Origin of the sequence: Streptomyces sp. NPDC051921, assembly GCF_040680975.1 — a bacterium.
GTDB lineage: Bacteria > Actinomycetota > Actinomycetes > Streptomycetales > Streptomycetaceae > Streptomyces.
Genome location: NZ_JBFAXU010000023.1, coordinates 97048 through 112681, shown reverse-complemented (window position 1 = coordinate 112681; position 15634 = coordinate 97048). Strand labels below are relative to the sequence as shown.

Genomic DNA, 15634 nt, shown 5'->3' with positions numbered 1-15634 from the left:
GCCTCCGTTCGCGTTCTTCCAGACACGATCACCGGCACGACACCGCGTGGAACCACGAGGAAAGGGACTTCCCATGGCTGTAAGCCTCTCCAAGGGCGGCAACGTCTCGCTGACCAAGGAGGCTCCGGGCCTCACGGCCGTCACCGTGGGCCTCGGCTGGGACGTCCGTACGACCACGGGCACCGACTTCGACCTCGACGCCTCCGCCATCGGCGTCGACGCCACGGGCAAGGTCGTCTCCGACGGGCACTTCGTCTTCTTCAACAACAAGTCCACCCCGGACCAGACCATCGTCCACACCGGTGACAACCGCACCGGCGAGGGCGGCGGCGACGACGAGCAGATCAACGTCAACCTGGCCGGTCTCCCGGCCGGCGTCGACAAGATCGTCTTCCCGGTCTCCATCTACGACGCGGTCAACCGCTCGCAGAACTTCGGCCAGGTCCGCAACGCCTACATCCGCATCGTGAACCAGGCCGGCGGAGCCGAGATCGCCCGCTACGACCTGTCGGAGGACGCCGCCGTCGAGACCGCCATGGTCTTCGGCGAGCTCTACCGCAACGGCGCCGAGTGGAAGTTCCGCGCCGTCGGCCAGGGTTACGCCTCCGGCCTGGAGGGCATCGCCCGCGACTTCGGCGTCAACATCTGAGCGCTCCACGCGTGACCGCAGAGCCCCGGCGCCGCACGCCGGGGCTCTACGCTTGCCGGGTGATCGTCGAACCGCTGACGCCCAAGGACCCGTACGACCTCCCCGGCCCGCTGCTCACCGAACTCACCGAGCTGTACGCCTCGAACGAGGACTTCCAGCAGCTCAGCGGCGACTTCCCGGACCCCGCCCGGATCCGTCCGGAGCAGGTCGCCGCCGCCCTCGCCGACGAGCTCGCCCAGCCCACCGCCGAGGTGCTGCTCGCCCGTTCCGAAGGGCGCCTGGTCGCGATCGCCCTCACCCTCGCCCGCCACCCGGACCCGGCCGAACCCGACCCGTGGCTGGGCCTGCTGATGGTCCACGCCGGTGCGCACCGCGCGGGCCACGGGCGCCGCCTCGCCGCGTACGTCGAGGCGGGCTTCCGCTCCCAGGGCCGCACGGGACTGCGCCTCGCGGTCCTGGAGAACAACCCGCGGGCGCTCGCCTTCTGGACGTCGCTCGGCTACGAGGAGACCGCGCGCCGGCCCGACCTGGCGCACGGCCGACCGTGCGTCGTCCTGCGCAAGGGCCTCTAGCGGGCAGCACCGGGCGGTACCCGGCGCTGTCCGCCGCCCACGGTGCGGCTACCGAGGGGCCATGGGCGCGAGTCCGAGGTCGGCCAGTGCGGACGCGCCGGTCGCGGCGTGCGCGCCCCCGGCGAGCAGGAGCGTGCGCGCCCACTGGTAGCGGCAGCCGGCCGCCTCGAACGCCGGCGCGGTGGCGAGCAGCTGCGGCAGATCGCCGCCGAGCAGTGCCTCCGCCCGGTCCACCAGGGCGCCGGCGACCGCGTTCCCCGCGACCACGGCCCGTGCGGCGGCGATCCTGGCCCGGGCGTCCGGGTGCCCGGCGAGCACCGCCGCCTCGGCCCGGAGCGCCGTGTACCAGTGCAGCCAGACCCAGCAGACCCACTTCCACACCTGCTCCGGCTCGGGCGCGACGCGCTCCAGGGCCGCGTGCGCGTCCCCGTGGTGGAGCAGGACCATCGCGTCGAGGACGGCGCCGTGGCCGTAGTGGTGGTCCTCCCTGCTGCCCGTCCGGTCGGTGATCGTGAGCCAGGTCGCCCGGGCCTCGTGGTCGCCCCGCAGGCCGTGGATCATCGCGACGGACGCCGCGGCCGGACCGAGGGAGAACGACCGCTGCCGGCCGGCCTGCTCCCACGCGTCGAGGAAGCGCACGCTGCTGGTGAGCACCGCGTCGGCACGGCCCGCGAACGCGTCCGCGACCAGCAGCCAGGACGTGGCGTGGTCGCCCACCTCGGCCAGCTGCGGCTGGCCCGCGAGCTCGCCGCCCCACCGGCGGGCCGCCGACAGCTCGCCCGTGCCGACCGCGGTCGCGGCGGCCATGGCGAGGGCGTCGATCAGCTCGTGCGTCCGGGCGGGGGCGTCCGGTGCCGAGGTCAGGATGTCGATGCGGGCCCGGGCGGCGGCCGCGGCGGCGAAACTCTCACCGGCCCAGCTCTGCGCACCGGAGAGCGCGTCGAGAGCGGCGGACCGTGCCACCGGGTCGCCCGCGCGCCGGGCGAGTGCGACGGCCCGTTCGGCGCACGCGACGGTGTCCGGTGCGGTGTTGTCGGGGGCTCCCTGGACCGCGCCGAACGCGTCCGCGACCACCGCGGCCTCGGCCAGCGCGAGGGCCGCCTCGGCGGCCGGGTCGCCGTCACCGGTCAGCTCGCGCGCCGCCGCGAGCAGGCCGGTCACCTCGTCCGCGGGCGGGACCCGGCCGACGAACGTGCTGGAGAAGCGGTAGGCCGCGGTGGCGGCGGCCGCCAGGTCGCGGGCGGCCCCGGCGGCGTCCCCGGCCCGGCGGGCGGCTTCGGCGGCGGCCCGGTGCAGGCGGTACATGTCGTCGCCCAGCCTGCGGCACCCCGCCACCCCGGCGGCCTGGCGCAACGCGGCGGCGGCGTCGGCGCCGGCGGCGAGCGAGGCCGCCTGCTCGTAGCGCTGCTGGGCCTCGCCCAGCAGATTGCGGGTGAAGGCCAGCTCGGCCATGGACAGGGCGAGACGGCACGCGTCCGCGCGCTGCTCCGGCCGTCCCGCGGCCCAGGCCAAGGCGGCCCGCAGGTCCTCCGCGACGGCGTCGAACCGGGCTCGCCAGTCCGAGCCGCCGCCTTCCCGGAGACCGGTCGCGCCGGCCAGGCACCAGGCCAGGTGGCGCGACCGGACGTCGTCGAGCTCACCGGCGTCGGCGAGCCGCTCCGTGCCGTACTGACGGAGGGTCTCCAGCGCCTGGTAGCGGGTGCCGGTGTCGGTCGGTGTCACGGCGAGCAGGCTCTGCTCGGCGAGCCTGCCGAGCCCGTCGGCGACCGCGGCCGGGTCCAGCGCGGCGAACCCGGCCACCTCGGCGGCCGCCTCGGCGGTGAACGGGGCGACGAACGCCGACACCCGGCGCAGCAGTGCCCGGTCCTGCGGTTCGAGCAGGTCGTGGCTCCAGTCGAGGACGGCCCGCACCGACCGGTGCCTGCCGTCGGCGCGGGGGCCGCCGGAGAGGATCCGGAGCTGGTCGCCGAGACCGGCCGCCAGGCCGTCCAGTCCGAGCGTGGACCACCGCGCCGCCGCCAGTTCGATGGCCAGAGCCATGCCGTCGAGCCGTTCGCACAGCGCCGCGATCCGGTCGTGCTCCGCCGGCGCCGGGGCCCCGCCGACCGCCGCCGCCCGCTCCAGGAACAAGGCCACCGCCTCCGACCCGCCGCCGCCGACGCGCGACAGCGGCGGAACCGGGAAGACCCACTCGAAGGGCACCATCAGCCTGGCCCGGCTGGTCGCCAGCACCCGTATCCCCGGGCAGGCCACGAGCAGCCGCTCCAGGAACGGCGCCACCCCGTCGCGCACCTGCTCGCAGTTGTCCAGCACCAGGAGCGCCCGACGGTCCGCCAACGCGGCCACCAGCGCGTCGTCGATGCCGCGCCCGGGCTGTTCGCCCACGCCCATGGCCGCCGCGACGGCCGCGCCCACCCGCCCGGGATCGGTGACCGGGACCAGGTCGACGAAGCACACCCCGTCGGGGAAGTCGCCGGCCACGTCGGCCGCCACCGCCAGCGCGAGCCGCGTCTTGCCCACCCCGCCCAGACCGACCGCGGTCACCAGCCGCCGTGCCGTCACCGCCGCGGCCAGCTCCCCGCGTTCCCGGCTCCGGCCGACGAACGCCGTCAGCGGTGCCGGCAGCGCGAGTACCGGCCGGGCCTGCTCGGTGCGCGTCGGTCCGGGCGCGTGACGGGACAGTGCCCGGCGGTCCGGCACCTCCAACTTCCGCAACAGCGAGGAGACGTGCGACTCGACCGTCCGTACGGAGATGAACAGCCGCGCGGCTATCTCCGCGTTGCTCAGGTGCTCCCCGAGCAGCCCGAGCACGTCGGCCTCGCGGGCCGAGATCACTGGAGTGGACACCGGGTCATTATCCGTAGTGCTTTCCGTGCTCACCACGGAGGCGCCCCCAACTCCCCCCGGGGGAAGCTGTGATCACCGGGAACGAGCCCGGCGGGCCGCACCGGACCGACCGGTTCCGCGACGACAGGAGTGACCGTGCCCAGCTCTTCCACCCAGGGGATGAAGACCGTGCTGCATCCCGTGTCCGACCTCGCCCAGGCCAAGGCGGTGTACACCGCGCTGCTCGGTGTCGCTCCGCAGACCGACGGCCCCCACTACGTCGGCTTCGACGTGGCCGGCCAGCACGTCGGCCTCCTCCCGGGCGGCGGACCGCAGGGTCTGACCTCGTCGCTGGCCTACTGGCACGTGGCGGACATCGAGGCGAAGCTCGCCGAACTGACCGCCGCGGGCGCCACCGTCAAGGAATCCCCGCGCGACGTCGGTGGCGGCCGCCTGGTGGCCACCGTCATCGACCCCGACGGCAACCTCCTCGGGCTGGTGCAGGACTCGTGAGCACCCGGACGAGTGCCCGACCCCGCTCCCGCGCCGAGCGCCGTCGCGACACCGAGCACCGGCTCGGCCACGACATCGACGTCTGGGTGGCCAGCGCCTCGGCGGACGGCGGCCCGCACCTGGTACCGCTGTCCTTCGACTGGGACGGCGAGGCGCTCCTGGCGGCCACCCCGGCAGGAAGCCCCACCGGCCGGAACCTGGCCGCCACCCGGACCGCTCGGCTCGCCCTCGGCCACACCCGCGACGTCGCCATGATCGAGGGCCACGTCGAGGTCCTCGCCATCGACGCCCTGCCGCCGCACCTGGGCGACCGGTTCGCCGCGCGCACCGGCTTCGACCCGCGCGCCCTGGCCACTCCGTACCGCTGGTTCCGCATCACTCCTCACCGCATCCAGGCCTGGCGGGAGGAGAACGAGCTGGCCGGCCGCGAGCTGATGCGCGACGGGCGCTGGCTGGTCTGACGCCCCGCCCATCCCTTCCCACGATCCACATACCAGAGCCCCACGAAGGAGACCCACCATGAGCAGCACCGACGTCAGCACGCGCCAGGGATTCACGGCCGAGGAGCGTGCCGCGATGAAGGACCACGCGCAGGAACTCAAGAAGGCGGCGGCGCGCCGCGGCTCGAAGGCGGACAAGGCGGCCCAGGAGGCGCAGGACGTGCTCGAGAAGATCGCCGAGATGCAGGACTCGGACCGGACCATGGCCGAGCGCGTCCACGCCGTCGTCACCGCCACCGCCCCGGTCCTCGCGCCGAAGCTCTGGTACGGGATGCCGTCCTACGCGCTGGACGGCAAGGTCGTCTGCTTCTTCCAGAGCGCGGAGAAGTTCAAGGCGCGCTACGCGACGCTCGGGTTCAGCGACCAGGCGAAGCTGGACGACGGCCCGATGTGGGCGGCCGGCTTCGCCCTGACCGAGGTGACGGCCGAGGTGGAGGCGCGGATCGCCGCACTCGTGAAGCGGGCGGTGAGCTGAGGCGCACCCCGGCAGACCCCGCCCGACGCGGCCGGGACCTGTGGTCGGACTCCCGCCCGCCTTTCGGGCGACGACGGGGGTCCGACCACCTGTCCTGGTCCGCGGGCGCGTCGTGCTTCCTAGTCCGTGGGCTCGTCGGGCTTCTCGTCGCCGTACAGCCACACGTTCCACAGTCCGCTCAGGTCCCGGCCGGCCACCGACTCCACGTACTCCGTGAAGTCCTTCGTCGAGGCGTTGCCGTGCCGGTGCTCCGCCGGCCAGCCCGCGAGGATCTCGTAGAAGGTGTCGTCGCCGACCTCCTGGCGGATCCGGTGCAGCACCATCGCGCCGCGCTGGTACACGGGCACGCCGAACAGGTCCTCGGAGGTGGGCGGTTCGGCGGGCGGGAAGGCCCAGGCGGCGTCGTTCGCGAAGGCCTTCTCGAAGTTCTTCTGCGCCGGGGTGTGCGCGAAGTCCTCCGCGTAGAGCCACTCCGCGTACGTCGCGAAGCTCTCGTTCAGCCACATGTCCTTCCAGGTGGCGGGCGTGACGGAGTCGCCGTACCACTGGTGGGCCATCTCGTGGACGAGCGTGGAGGTGTCGAAGGAGCCGCTGGGGAGGACGGGCCGGGTCTGGGTCTCCAGGGCGTAGCCGGCGTCGCCGTCCCGCTCGACGATCGCCCCGGCCGCGGCGAAGGGGTAGGGGCCGAAGTTCTCCGTCTCCCACTGCAGCAGCTCGGGGATCCGGGCCCGCAGCGCGGCGGTCTCGGCCGCGACGACGGGGTCGGCGGCGGTGAGCACCGGGACCTTGCCGCCGAGCGCGGTCGTGTTCGTGGTGTCGAACCGCCCGATCGCGAGCATGGCGAGGTAGCTCGCCATCGGCTCGGCGACGTGCCACACGGAGGTGGTGCGCCCGTCGGCGGTCTTCCTCTCGGCGGCGAGCACGCCGTTGGAGAGGGCCTTCACCCCGGCCGGGACGGTGACCGTGATGTCGTACGCGGCCTTGTCGGAGGGGTGGTGGTTGCCGGGGAACCAGGCCGTGGAGCCGGTCGGCTCGCCGAGCGCGAGGGCCCCGTCGGCGGTCTTCAGCCAGCCCTCCTCGGCGCCGTCCGAGTCGGTGATCTTCTCGGGCACGCCGTCGTAGGTGACGGTGGCGCGGAACTCGGCCCCGTCGTCGATGTCGTCGCGCGGGCGCAGGGTCAGCTCCGTGCCGGCCCGGTTGACCGCGGCGGGCGCCCCGTCGACCGTCGCCCCGCGGACGGTGAGCCCGGCGAGGTCGAGGTTGAAGGCGCTGAGGTCCTGGGTGGCCTTCGCGGTGATCTCGGTACGCCCGTCGAGGCGGCCGGTGGCGGGGTCGTAGGAAAGGGTGAGCGCGTAGTGGCTCACGTCGTAGCCGCCGTTGCCGAGCTTGGGGAAGTACGGGTCGCGCAGCCCCGCGGCGCCCGGCGTGCCCTTCACGCCACCCCCGGAGCCCGAACCGGTGCAGCCGGCCGCGAGCAGGGCGAAGGCGACGGCCACGGCTCCGGCACGGACTCGGCTGCGTGTGTTCACGAACCGATCCTAAGCAGGCGTACGCAGACGGGCGCGCGCCCGTGACCGGGTACGCATCAGCGGCGCGCGGTGGGGGGACCGGGCGCCGCCGACGTGCGTGGGGCCGGGTGATCAGTCGTCGAGGGACGCCACGCCGGCCTGGGCGAACTTCTCGTCGAGGTCGCCGGAGGGCGCGCCGGCCACGCCGATGCCGGCGATCGGGCCGCCGTTCGCGGTCACCGGGGCGCCGCCGGCCAGGAAGAGGGTGCCGGGGATGTCCTTGAGGTTGGGGGCCTGGGCGAGGCGGCCCGCGAGGACGGAGGTCGGGGCGTTCCAGGAGACGGCGGTGAACGCCTTGCGCACGGCCGACTCGTAGGACTGCGGGCCGGCACCGTCGCCGCGCAGGGTGACGAGGGTGTTGCCGTTGCGGTCGACGACGGCGACGGAGACGCGCTGGTTCTCCTTCTCGGCGGCCTTCAGGGTGGCCTGGGCGGCCTTCGTCGCGGCCTCGATCGTCAGGTGGGTGGTCTGACGCAGGTTGTCGTTGTCCGCGTCGGCCTTCTTGGCGACGGCCGCGGCCGGGGCGGCCTGCGGGGCGGAGGCGTTCGCGGAGACGGCGCCGAAGGTGCCGGCGGCGAGGACGACGGCGGCGGTGGTGCCGAGGAGGAACTTCTTCTTCAAGGCGGGCTCCTGAGGTGAGGGAGGAAGGGAGGCTGTTCCGTTCGCTCTGCATCGATCCTCCGCCCGGGAACCGGGCCCGACGGTCCACGATCCGGCTGCCCTCGCCGCGCATGATGGGGGACACGGGGGTCAGCCGTTCGGTTGATGCCGGGCTGGTCCCCCTGGGCCAGGATGGATACGTATCCCCAGGTCAGACGCGCGGCGAAGAAGGTGGACGATGGACCGTGACCCGGACGCACGCTGGCTCGCGCGGGTCATGCACGTCGCCTTCTTCCTCCTCCTCGGCGCCTCCCTCGCCCGGTTCCTGCTGCGCCACCCCTGGGAGGACCGCAGCCCGTGGATCGTGGCGCTGTCCGGCGCGCTGGCCTCCCTCTACCTCCTCGGGCCGGTCCTCGGCACCCGGGCCACTCCCCGCCGGATCGCCTGGCTCTGCACGGTCGTCGCCGTGTGGATGGTCCTGGTGGTCCTCGCCCCGAGCTTCGCCTGGTGCGCGGTGCCGCTCTTCTACACGGGTCTGCGCACCCTCCCGCCGCGCGCCGCGCTCGGCCTGGTCGCGCTGCTCACCGTCTTCGTCGTGACCGCGCAGGTGCAGCTCTCGCACGGCGGCTTCGACCCCAACCTGGTCATCGCCCCACCGGCCGTCGCCGCCATCGCGACCGCCGTCTTCGTGCACGCCGAGCGGCAGGCCGACCGTCAGCGGGCGCTCATCGAGGACCTGATCCGCACCCGCCGGGAACTGGCCGCGACCGAACGCCGCGAGGGCACCCTCGCCGAACGGCAGCGCCTGTCCATGGAGATCCACGACACCCTGGCGCAGGGCCTGTCCAGCCAGCAGATGCTGCTGCAGGCCGCCGACCGCACCTGGGACGCCGATCCGGCGACCGCCCGCCGGCACGTCCGCACGGCCGAGTCGATCGCCGAGCGGAACCTCGCGGAGGCGCGCCGCTTCGTCCACGACCTGGCCCCCGCCGACCTCGCCGAGGGCGGCGGTCTGGAGCAGGCGCTGCGCGGGCTCGCCACCCGCGAGTCTGCGGCCTTCCGGGTCGACGGGGCGGCCGTGCCGCTGCCGGACCGGGTGCAGTCGGCGCTGCTGCGGATCGCGCAGGGCGCCCTCGCGAACATCCGCGAGCACGCCGGGGCCACCTCGGCCGCGATCACCCTGACCTACCTGGACGACCAGGTGGTCCTCGACGTCGCCGACGACGGGCGCGGCTTCGACCCGGCGGCGCAGCGCGCCGACACGGGGGTGCGGGGCCACGGGCTGCCCGCGATGCGGGTGCGCGCCCAGCAGCTGGGCGGCACCCTGACGATCGAGTCCACCCCGGGCGAGGGCACCGTGCTCTCGGCCGCGATCCCGCTGGAGGTACGCCCGTGAACGCGCCGGCCCGCGAGCCCGTCCGCATCCTGCTCTGCGACGACCACGCCGTCGTCCGCGCCGGGCTGCTCGCCCTGCTCGGCAGCGCCCCCGACATCGAGGTGGTCGGCGAGGCGGGCAGCGGCGAGGAGGCCGTCGCGATGGCCTCCCACCTGCGGCCGGACGTGGTGCTGATGGACCTCCAGCTCGGCGCGGGCATCGACGGCGTCGAGGCCACCCGCCGGATCGCGCCGACCGGCGTCCACGTCCTCGTCCTCACCACGTACGACACCGACGCGGACATCACCCGGGCCATCGAGGCGGGCGCCACCGGCTATCTCCTGAAGGCCGAGCGGCCCGAGGAGCTGTTCGCCGCGATCCACTCCGCCGCCCAGGGCCGTACGACGCTGTCGGCGCCGGTCGCCAGCCGGGTCATGGACCGCATGCGGGGCGCGGCGGCGCCGAGCCTCACCGACCGGGAGCGCGACATCCTCGGGCAGCTCGCGCACGGCCTCGGCAACCGCGAGATCGCCCGTGCGCTGTTCATCAGCGAGGCGACGGTCAAGACGCACCTGGGCCGGATCTACGCGAAGCTCGGCGTCGACACGCGCGCGGGCGCCGTGGCGGTGGCGAAGGAGCAGCGGCTGCTGCCGTAGGGCTGCTACTCTGCGTTGCCACTCAGGCGCATTGTGTCATGTCCCCGTGGGAGCGCACGTGAAGATCACCATCGTCGGCGGCGGGCCCGGCGGCCTGTACTTCTCGATCCTGATGAAGCGCCAGGACCCCTCCCACGACATCACGGTGTACGAGCGGAACCCGGCGGGCTCCACCTACGGCTGGGGCGTCACGTACTGGGCGGGGCTGCTCGACAAGCTGCGCGCGGGCGACCCGGAGTCCGCGGAGGCCATCGCCGCCGCCTCCGTCACGTGGACCGACGGCGTGGCGATCGTCCGCGACGAGCGGACCGTGCACCGGGGGGACGCCGGCTTCGGCATCGGACGCCGCCGGATGCTCAACCTGCTCGCCGACCGGGCCCAGGAGCTCGGCGTACGGGTCGTGTACGAGCACGCCGTCAGCGGACCCGACGCGCCCGAACTCGCCGACGCCGACCTCGTCGTGGCCGCGGACGGGGTGAACAGCGCACTGCGCGAGGCCCACCCGGACCGCTTCGGCCCGGGGGTGACCGGCGGCCGCAACCCGTACATCTGGCTCGGCACGACGAAGGTCTTCGACTCCTTCAGCTTCGCCTTCAAGGAGACCGAACACGGCTGGATCTGGTGCTACGCGTACGGCTTCAGCGGCGAACGGTCGACCTGCGTGGTGGAGTGCGGCCCCGACACGTGGACGGGCCTGGGGCTCGACCGCATGAACGAGGCCGACAGCCTGCGTCTGCTGGAGAAGCTGTTCGCCGACCTCCTCGACGGCGAGCCGCTCATCGGCCGCGAGCACGCCGACGGCAGCGCCCAGTGGCTCACCTTCCGCACCCTGACCAACCGGACCTGGCACCACGACAGGCTGGTCCTGCTCGGCGACGCGGCCCACACCACCCACTACTCGATCGGGGCGGGCACCACCCTGGCCCTGGAGGACGCGCTCGTGCTCGCCGCCGCGCTGCGGTCCTCGCCCGCGGGCGAGGCGCTGGACGCGGCGCTGACCGCGTACGGGAGGCGCCGCCGCGCCGAGCTGGTCTCGGCGCAGAGCGCGGCCCGCTACAGCGCGCAGTGGTACGAGAACCTCCCCCGCTACATGCGCCTGGAGCCGGCCCAGATGTTCGCCCTGCTCGGCCAGCGCCACTCGCCGCTGCTCCCGCACATCCCACCCCAGCTCTACTACCGCCTGGACCGCGCGGCCTCGCGGCTGGCGGCCCTGCGCCGGCTGAAGCGCTGGTTGGGGCCGAGGCTGGCGCGGGCGGCGCACGGACGGTGAGGGGCGGGGCCCGTCCGGCGCGGGCGACCGCGCGCGAGGCCCCACGCGGGCGACCACCCCGCGAGGTCCCACGCGGGCGACCGCACCGCGGGCGCGGGTGCCGGCGCCCGGCATGGGACCATCGGTCCGTGCTCGACATCGGCTACTCGCTCTCCCGCCGCTTCCCCGACCCCCCGCAGACCGACTACCGCCACGCGGACGTCCACGCGCTGCGCCACGACCTCTTCTGCGGCGACGTGTACCTCGCGGACACGGAGAAGGACGAAGAGCTGTCCACAGCCTGGGGATGGGTGCCGGTGCTCGACTTCGCGTGGGCGCTGTGCGACATCGTCGAGCGGATCGACCGCGACCCGCGCGGCAGCCGGGCGTCGCAGCCCCAGTACGCGGAACTCGACTTCACCGAGTCCTCCGACGTCATGATCTTCGAGCGCCGCTTCGGCTGGGTGGATGTCGAGGCCGACTGGATGCCGGGCGACCAGCCACCGCTCACCTTCAACCACGCGGAACTGCGGCGCGAGGCACGTGACTTCCTGCACGACCTGATCGCCGACCTGACCGACATGCACGAGGGCCTGGCGGACAACCCGGTGGTGTGGGACCTGCAGGCACGCTTCCCCCGCGTGCGCTGAGCGCATCGACCCGCGGCGTTGTCGACGCGGCGGGTCCGTACACCTATGCGGGGTCCTCCACCCGCACCCCCAGCTGCGCCGCGAACACCGGCGCCAGGTCGAGCAGCTGAGCCGTGGAGATCACGGCGCCGGCCAGGGAGTCCACTCCCCGGGCGATCTCGACGCGCTGGGCGGTGCGCAGGTCGACGTCCTTCAGCTTCGCCCGGCCGAAGTCGGCGCCCGTCACCACACAGTCCCGGAACTCCACGCGCTCCAGGGTCGCGCCGCCGAAGTCCGGCTCGCTCAGCACGCACCCCTCGAACAGGACGTCCCGCAACTCCGCCATCCGCAGGTTCAGGTAATCGATCTTCCCGCCCCGGACCCACACCCGCTCCAGCACGGCCCCGTGCAACTGCACGCCGCCGAGCCGCGCGTCCGCGACCTCGACGTCCCGCAGCTGCGCCCCCGCCAGGTCGGTCCCCACCCCCTGGACCCCCTCCAGGACCGAGTCGAGGAAGCGCGCCGCCGTCAGCCGCGTCTCGTCGAGCCCGCAGCCGCGCACGGCACACTCCAGGAACCGTGCCCCGGACCCGTTCTGCCCGGCCAGGTCGAGGCCGTCGAGCTCCCGCCCGTCGTAGTCCCCGTCGGGCTCCAGACCCCCCTCGTACGCCTCCAGCGGTGGCAGCCGCACCTCCGGCTTCCGTACCTTCGCGACCGTCTTCCGCTTGCTCATCCCCCCATCGTGACGCACGCCACTGACAACGTCCCGGGCCCGATGTCACGAAGGCGGCAGGGCCGTTCGTCCCCTCCGTGAACCCCGACACGAGACCGGGCCACACGAGGGAGCCAGAGAGATGCGGAAGATCACGATCGTCGGCGGCGGTTTCGCGGGACTCACGGCCGCCGTCACCGCCGCCGAGTCGGGCGCGCGGGTGACCCTGTACGAGTCGCACCACACCCTCGGCGGCCGGGCCCGTACGGCCGAGGGCCCGTACCTCACCAACGAGGGCCCGCACGCGATCTACTGCGGCGGCCCGCACTGGACCTGGCTCGAGCAGCGCGGCCTGCTCGGCGAACTGGCGCCGCTCCCCGCCCTGGAGGCGACCAGGCTGCGCTTCCACCACAAGGGCGCGCTGCGCCGCGTCCCGCCGTTCGGCCTCCTGCGCCAGTCCTTCCGCAAGGCGGACCGGGCACCGGTGGACGTCGACTTCCGCACCTGGGCGACAGGGCTCGTGGGACGGGAGGCGGCGGAGGCCGCGGCCGCCTACAGCGGGGTGGCGCTGTTCCACCACGACCCGGGCGCGCTGTCGGCCCGCTTCGTGCAGGAGCGGCTGCACCGGGCCGCCTCGGTCCCGGCGGAGGCGCACTTCGTCAAGGGCGGCTGGGGCCGGCTCATCGAACGGATGGCGGCACGCGCGTGGGAGCTGGGCGTCCGCCTGGAGACCTCGTCGCGCGTCGACACCCTGCCGGTCGGCGACGGCCCGGTCATCGTGGCGACGGCACTGCCGGCCGCGGCGAGGCTGCTCGGCGACTCCTCCCTGACCTGGGAGTCCGGCCGCACGGTCCTCGTCGACCTGGCCCTGCGGACCCGGAAGGGCGACCCGTTCGCGATCTCGGACCTGGACGCGCCGGGCTGGATCGAGCGCTTCACCACACAGGACCCGAGCCTCGCACCGGCGGGCGAGCAGCTGATCCAGATGCAGCTGCCGATCGGGCCGGGCGCCTCGAAGGCGGACGGCGTCGCGCACGCGGAGCGGCTGCTCGACCTGGGCTTCGCCGACTGGCGGGAGCGGGCGGTGTGGCGGCGCGAGGCGGTGTCCCGAGGGCGTACGGGTGCCGTCGACCGGCCCGGCACCACCTGGCGCGACCGGCCGGCCGTCGACCGGGGCGACGGGGTGTACCTGGCGGGCGACCAGGTGGCGGCGCCGGGCGTGCTGGCGGAGGTCTCGTTCAACAGCGCGGTGGAGGCGGTGTCGTTGGCGATGCGGGCGGAGATCCGTCACCTGGCACCCCTTGACCTCAAGCGGGCTTGAGGTCAGAGGCTGTGTCCCGGCCCGCGAGAACCACGGGAACCGCACCACCACGGGAACCGCACGACCAGGGGAGCTGACCATGCACGCCATCCGCCTCCACGCCTTCGGCCCGGCCGACAACCTGACGTACGAGGAGACCGAGGCCCCGGCCCCGGCCCCCGGCCAGGTCCGCATCAAGGTGGCGGCGGCCGGCGTCCACCTCCTGGACACTGCCCTGCGGGAGGGCATGACGGGCCCGTTCCCCGCCCCCGCCGAACTGCCGACCGTCCCCGGCCGCGAGGTCGCGGGCACGGTGGACGCGCTGGGCGAGGGCACGGACCCGTCCTGGCTGGGCAAGCGGGTCGTCGCGCACCTCGGCATGGCGCCCGGCGGCTACGCCGAACTGGCCGTCACGGACGCCGCACGCCTCCACGAACTCCCCGACCACCTCGGGGAGGCGGAGGCGGTCGCCATGATCGGCACGGGCCGCACCACCCTCGGCATCCTGCAGTTCACGGACCTGGGCCCCGACTCGATCGCGATCGTCCCGGCCGCGGCGGGCGGCATCGGCACGCTCCTGGTGCAGTACGCGAAGAACGCGGGCGCGACGGTGATCGGCCTGGCGGGCGGCCCGGAGAAGGTGGCGCGGGTGCGGGAGAACGGCGCCGACCTGGCGGTCGACTACAAGGAGCCCACCTGGCCGGAGGAGGTCCGCGCCTTCCTGGGCACCCGCGGGGCGACGGTGGTCTTCGACTCCGTGGGCGGAGACACCGCCCTGGCCGCGGTCGACCTGCTCGCCGAGGGCGGACAGCACCTCGTCTTCGGCTGGTCGGGCGCGGGCCTGCACGACGGCGAACCGCTCACGTTCACGGAGGAGGAACTCGCGGCGCGGGGCATCACGTCCGAGGGTGTCCTCGGCCCGGTCATGATCCAGAAGGCCGGGGGCGACGTCCGCAACCTCGAACTCGCCGCCCTGTCCGCGGCCTCCGCCGGCACGCTCCGCCCCGCGGTCCACCGCTTCCCCCTGTCCGAGGCGGCGAAGGCCCACCGCGCCCTGGAGACCCGGGGCACGATGGGCAAGGTGGTCCTGGTCCCGTAAGGGGGGCAGCCGGACGCCCGGACCGTCGGAGGATCAGACCCCCAGCACGTCCCAGGAGTGCCCCTTGAACTCCTTCAGGAACTCGGGGTGGTCCTCCCACATCCGGGCGATGGAGCGCAGCACGTCCCAGTTGTGCTCCAGCGCCTGGTCCACCACCTGCCGCAGCTCCGGCGCGGACTCCCGCTTCTCCACGAGCCCGTTCACGGCCGAAGCCGCCTGCACGGTGTACCGCAACGCCCGCAGCGCCCGCGAGGTGTCGTCCATCCCGAAACCGTGATCGCTCCCGTTCTCGGGGTCGAAGAGCGGCGTGAGCCGCGCCTCGATGAAAGCGGTGATCCGCTCGAACCGCTGCTGAATGTCGTTGTCCATGCCCCTTTCCTACACGAGGCGCGGACCCGGGCCGACTTCAGCCGTGCGGCCCCGGGGCCTGCCTAGGCTCCCGACCCCAGCTCCCGCAGCGCCTCGTCCGTCAGCCGGTACACCGTCCACTCGTCCTGCGGACGCGCGCCCAGGGACTTGTAGAAGGCGATGGACGGCTCGTTCCAGTCGAGGACCGACCACTCCAGGCGTTCGTAGCCGCGTTCCACGCAGAGCCGGGCCAGTTCGGTGAGGAGCGCCTTGCCGTGGCCGCCGCCACGGAGGTCCGGGCGGACGTAGAGGTCTTCCAGGTAGATGCCGTGGACGCCGCGCCAGGTCGAGAAGTTGAGGAACCAGAGGGCGAAGCCGGCGACCTCACCGGTGTCGGTCTCGGCGATGTGGGCGTAGGCGGCGGGGTGGGGGCCGAAGAGGGCCTCGTGCAGCTGCTCGGGGGTCGCCCTGGCTTCGTCCAGGGCCTTCTCGTACTCCGCCAGGTCGCGGATGAGCTGGTGGATCACGGGGACGTCGGCGGGCGTGGCGGTACGGATCATGGG

The 15634-nt window shown here is 74.0% G+C and carries 17 protein-coding genes; 11 read left to right on the top strand and 6 right to left on the bottom strand.

The genetic code is table 11. The annotated features are described in order from the left end of the window. Nucleotides 1-73 precede the first annotated feature (73 nt). Entirely contained in the window at nt 74-649 is a 576-nt protein-coding gene (locus AB0M16_RS27870) for a TerD family protein (protein WP_365347616.1), read from the top strand. 59 nt (nt 650-708) lie between these two features. Then, the gene (locus AB0M16_RS27865; protein WP_365347614.1) at nt 709-1221 is read left to right on the top strand and encodes a GNAT family N-acetyltransferase; all 513 of its coding nucleotides are present in this window, start codon (nt 709-711) and stop codon (nt 1219-1221) included. Nucleotides 1222-1269: 48 nt separating this feature from the next. Here the strand turns inward: AB0M16_RS27865 and AB0M16_RS27860 are convergent, their stop codons facing one another. Next, nucleotides 1270-4068, bottom strand: coding sequence for a LuxR C-terminal-related transcriptional regulator (locus tag AB0M16_RS27860; protein WP_365347612.1), 2799 nt, complete (start codon nt 4066-4068; stop codon nt 1270-1272). Nucleotides 4069-4203: 135 nt separating this feature from the next. On the opposite strand from AB0M16_RS27860, the gene AB0M16_RS27855 reads away from it, so the two are divergent. Genes AB0M16_RS27855 through AB0M16_RS27845 form a run of 3 tightly spaced genes read left to right on the top strand, consistent with a single transcriptional unit; the run spans nt 4204 to nt 5535 of the window. Beyond that, complete coding sequence (locus AB0M16_RS27855) at nt 4204-4560, top strand: VOC family protein (protein WP_365347610.1); 357 nt, start codon at nt 4204-4206, stop codon at nt 4558-4560. Further along, nucleotides 4557-5021, top strand: a complete 465-nt coding sequence (locus AB0M16_RS27850) for a pyridoxamine 5'-phosphate oxidase family protein (protein ID WP_365347608.1) — start codon at nt 4557-4559, stop codon at nt 5019-5021. The genes AB0M16_RS27855 and AB0M16_RS27850 overlap by 4 nt, the downstream gene beginning before the upstream one ends. A gap of 58 nt (nt 5022-5079) precedes the next feature. Next, a complete protein-coding gene (locus AB0M16_RS27845) occupies nt 5080-5535 on the top strand; it encodes a DUF1801 domain-containing protein (RefSeq protein ID WP_365347606.1) in 456 nt (151 codons plus the stop codon). A gap of 119 nt (nt 5536-5654) precedes the next feature. Here AB0M16_RS27845 and AB0M16_RS27840 read toward each other — a convergent pair whose 3' ends face one another. Both AB0M16_RS27840 and AB0M16_RS27835 read right to left on the bottom strand, forming a co-directional pair. Then, nucleotides 5655-7064 carry a M1 family metallopeptidase gene (locus AB0M16_RS27840; RefSeq protein WP_365347604.1) on the bottom strand — a complete coding sequence of 470 codons (1410 nt, stop codon included), beginning with the start codon at nt 7062-7064 and terminating at the stop codon, nt 5655-5657. Nucleotides 7065-7175: 111 nt separating this feature from the next. Next, the gene (locus AB0M16_RS27835; protein WP_365347603.1) at nt 7176-7724 is read right to left on the bottom strand and encodes a heme-binding protein; all 549 of its coding nucleotides are present in this window, start codon (nt 7722-7724) and stop codon (nt 7176-7178) included. Between the two features lie 217 nt (nt 7725-7941). Between AB0M16_RS27835 and AB0M16_RS27830 the strand changes: the two genes are divergently transcribed. The 4 genes from AB0M16_RS27830 (at nt 7942) to AB0M16_RS27815 (ending at nt 11633) form a co-directional block, all read left to right on the top strand. Further along, the gene (locus tag AB0M16_RS27830) at nt 7942-9099 is read left to right on the top strand and encodes a sensor histidine kinase (protein WP_365347601.1); all 1158 of its coding nucleotides are present in this window, start codon (nt 7942-7944) and stop codon (nt 9097-9099) included. Further along, a complete protein-coding gene (locus AB0M16_RS27825; RefSeq protein WP_365347599.1) occupies nt 9096-9734 on the top strand; it encodes a response regulator transcription factor in 639 nt (212 codons plus the stop codon). Before AB0M16_RS27830 ends, AB0M16_RS27825 begins: the two co-directional genes overlap by 4 nt. Before the next feature lie 58 nt (nt 9735-9792). Beyond that, nucleotides 9793-11004, top strand: coding sequence for an FAD-dependent monooxygenase (locus AB0M16_RS27820; protein WP_365347597.1), 1212 nt, complete (start codon nt 9793-9795; stop codon nt 11002-11004). Nucleotides 11005-11132: 128 nt separating this feature from the next. Beyond that, complete coding sequence (locus AB0M16_RS27815) at nt 11133-11633, top strand: hypothetical protein (protein ID WP_365347595.1); 501 nt, start codon at nt 11133-11135, stop codon at nt 11631-11633. 43 nt (nt 11634-11676) lie between these two features. Here AB0M16_RS27815 and AB0M16_RS27810 read toward each other — a convergent pair whose 3' ends face one another. Further along, entirely contained in the window at nt 11677-12345 is a 669-nt protein-coding gene (locus tag AB0M16_RS27810; RefSeq protein WP_365347593.1) for a pentapeptide repeat-containing protein, read from the bottom strand. Nucleotides 12346-12466: 121 nt separating this feature from the next. On the opposite strand from AB0M16_RS27810, the gene AB0M16_RS27805 reads away from it, so the two are divergent. Both AB0M16_RS27805 and AB0M16_RS27800 read left to right on the top strand, forming a co-directional pair. Beyond that, entirely contained in the window at nt 12467-13645 is a 1179-nt protein-coding gene (locus tag AB0M16_RS27805) for an NAD(P)-binding protein (protein ID WP_365347591.1), read from the top strand. Nucleotides 13646-13724: 79 nt separating this feature from the next. Continuing rightward, complete coding sequence (locus AB0M16_RS27800; RefSeq protein WP_365347589.1) at nt 13725-14723, top strand: zinc-binding dehydrogenase; 999 nt, start codon at nt 13725-13727, stop codon at nt 14721-14723. Nucleotides 14724-14756: 33 nt separating this feature from the next. On the opposite strand, the gene AB0M16_RS27795 is transcribed toward AB0M16_RS27800, so the two are convergent. Continuing rightward, nucleotides 14757-15092, bottom strand: a complete 336-nt coding sequence (locus AB0M16_RS27795) for a hypothetical protein (protein WP_365347587.1) — start codon at nt 15090-15092, stop codon at nt 14757-14759. 62 nt (nt 15093-15154) lie between these two features. Next, a complete protein-coding gene (locus AB0M16_RS27790) occupies nt 15155-15631 on the bottom strand; it encodes a GNAT family N-acetyltransferase (protein WP_365347585.1) in 477 nt (158 codons plus the stop codon). Between the last annotated feature and the right edge of the window lie 3 nt (nt 15632-15634).

Coding starts and splice junctions, on each gene's coding strand:
- AB0M16_RS27845 (WP_365347606.1), top strand. CDS start 5,080: ATGAGCAGCACCGACGTCAGCACGCGCCAGGGATTCACGGCCGAGGAG.
- AB0M16_RS27870 (WP_365347616.1), top strand. CDS start 74: ATGGCTGTAAGCCTCTCCAAGGGCGGCAACGTCTCGCTGACCAAGGAG.
- AB0M16_RS27830 (WP_365347601.1), top strand. CDS start 7,942: ATGGACCGTGACCCGGACGCACGCTGGCTCGCGCGGGTCATGCACGTC.
- AB0M16_RS27805 (WP_365347591.1), top strand. CDS start 12,467: ATGCGGAAGATCACGATCGTCGGCGGCGGTTTCGCGGGACTCACGGCC.
- AB0M16_RS27790 (WP_365347585.1), bottom strand. CDS start 15,631: ATGATCCGTACCGCCACGCCCGCCGACGTCCCCGTGATCCACCAGCTC.
- AB0M16_RS27795 (WP_365347587.1), bottom strand. CDS start 15,092: ATGGACAACGACATTCAGCAGCGGTTCGAGCGGATCACCGCTTTCATC.
- AB0M16_RS27810 (WP_365347593.1), bottom strand. CDS start 12,345: ATGAGCAAGCGGAAGACGGTCGCGAAGGTACGGAAGCCGGAGGTGCGG.
- AB0M16_RS27800 (WP_365347589.1), top strand. CDS start 13,725: ATGCACGCCATCCGCCTCCACGCCTTCGGCCCGGCCGACAACCTGACG.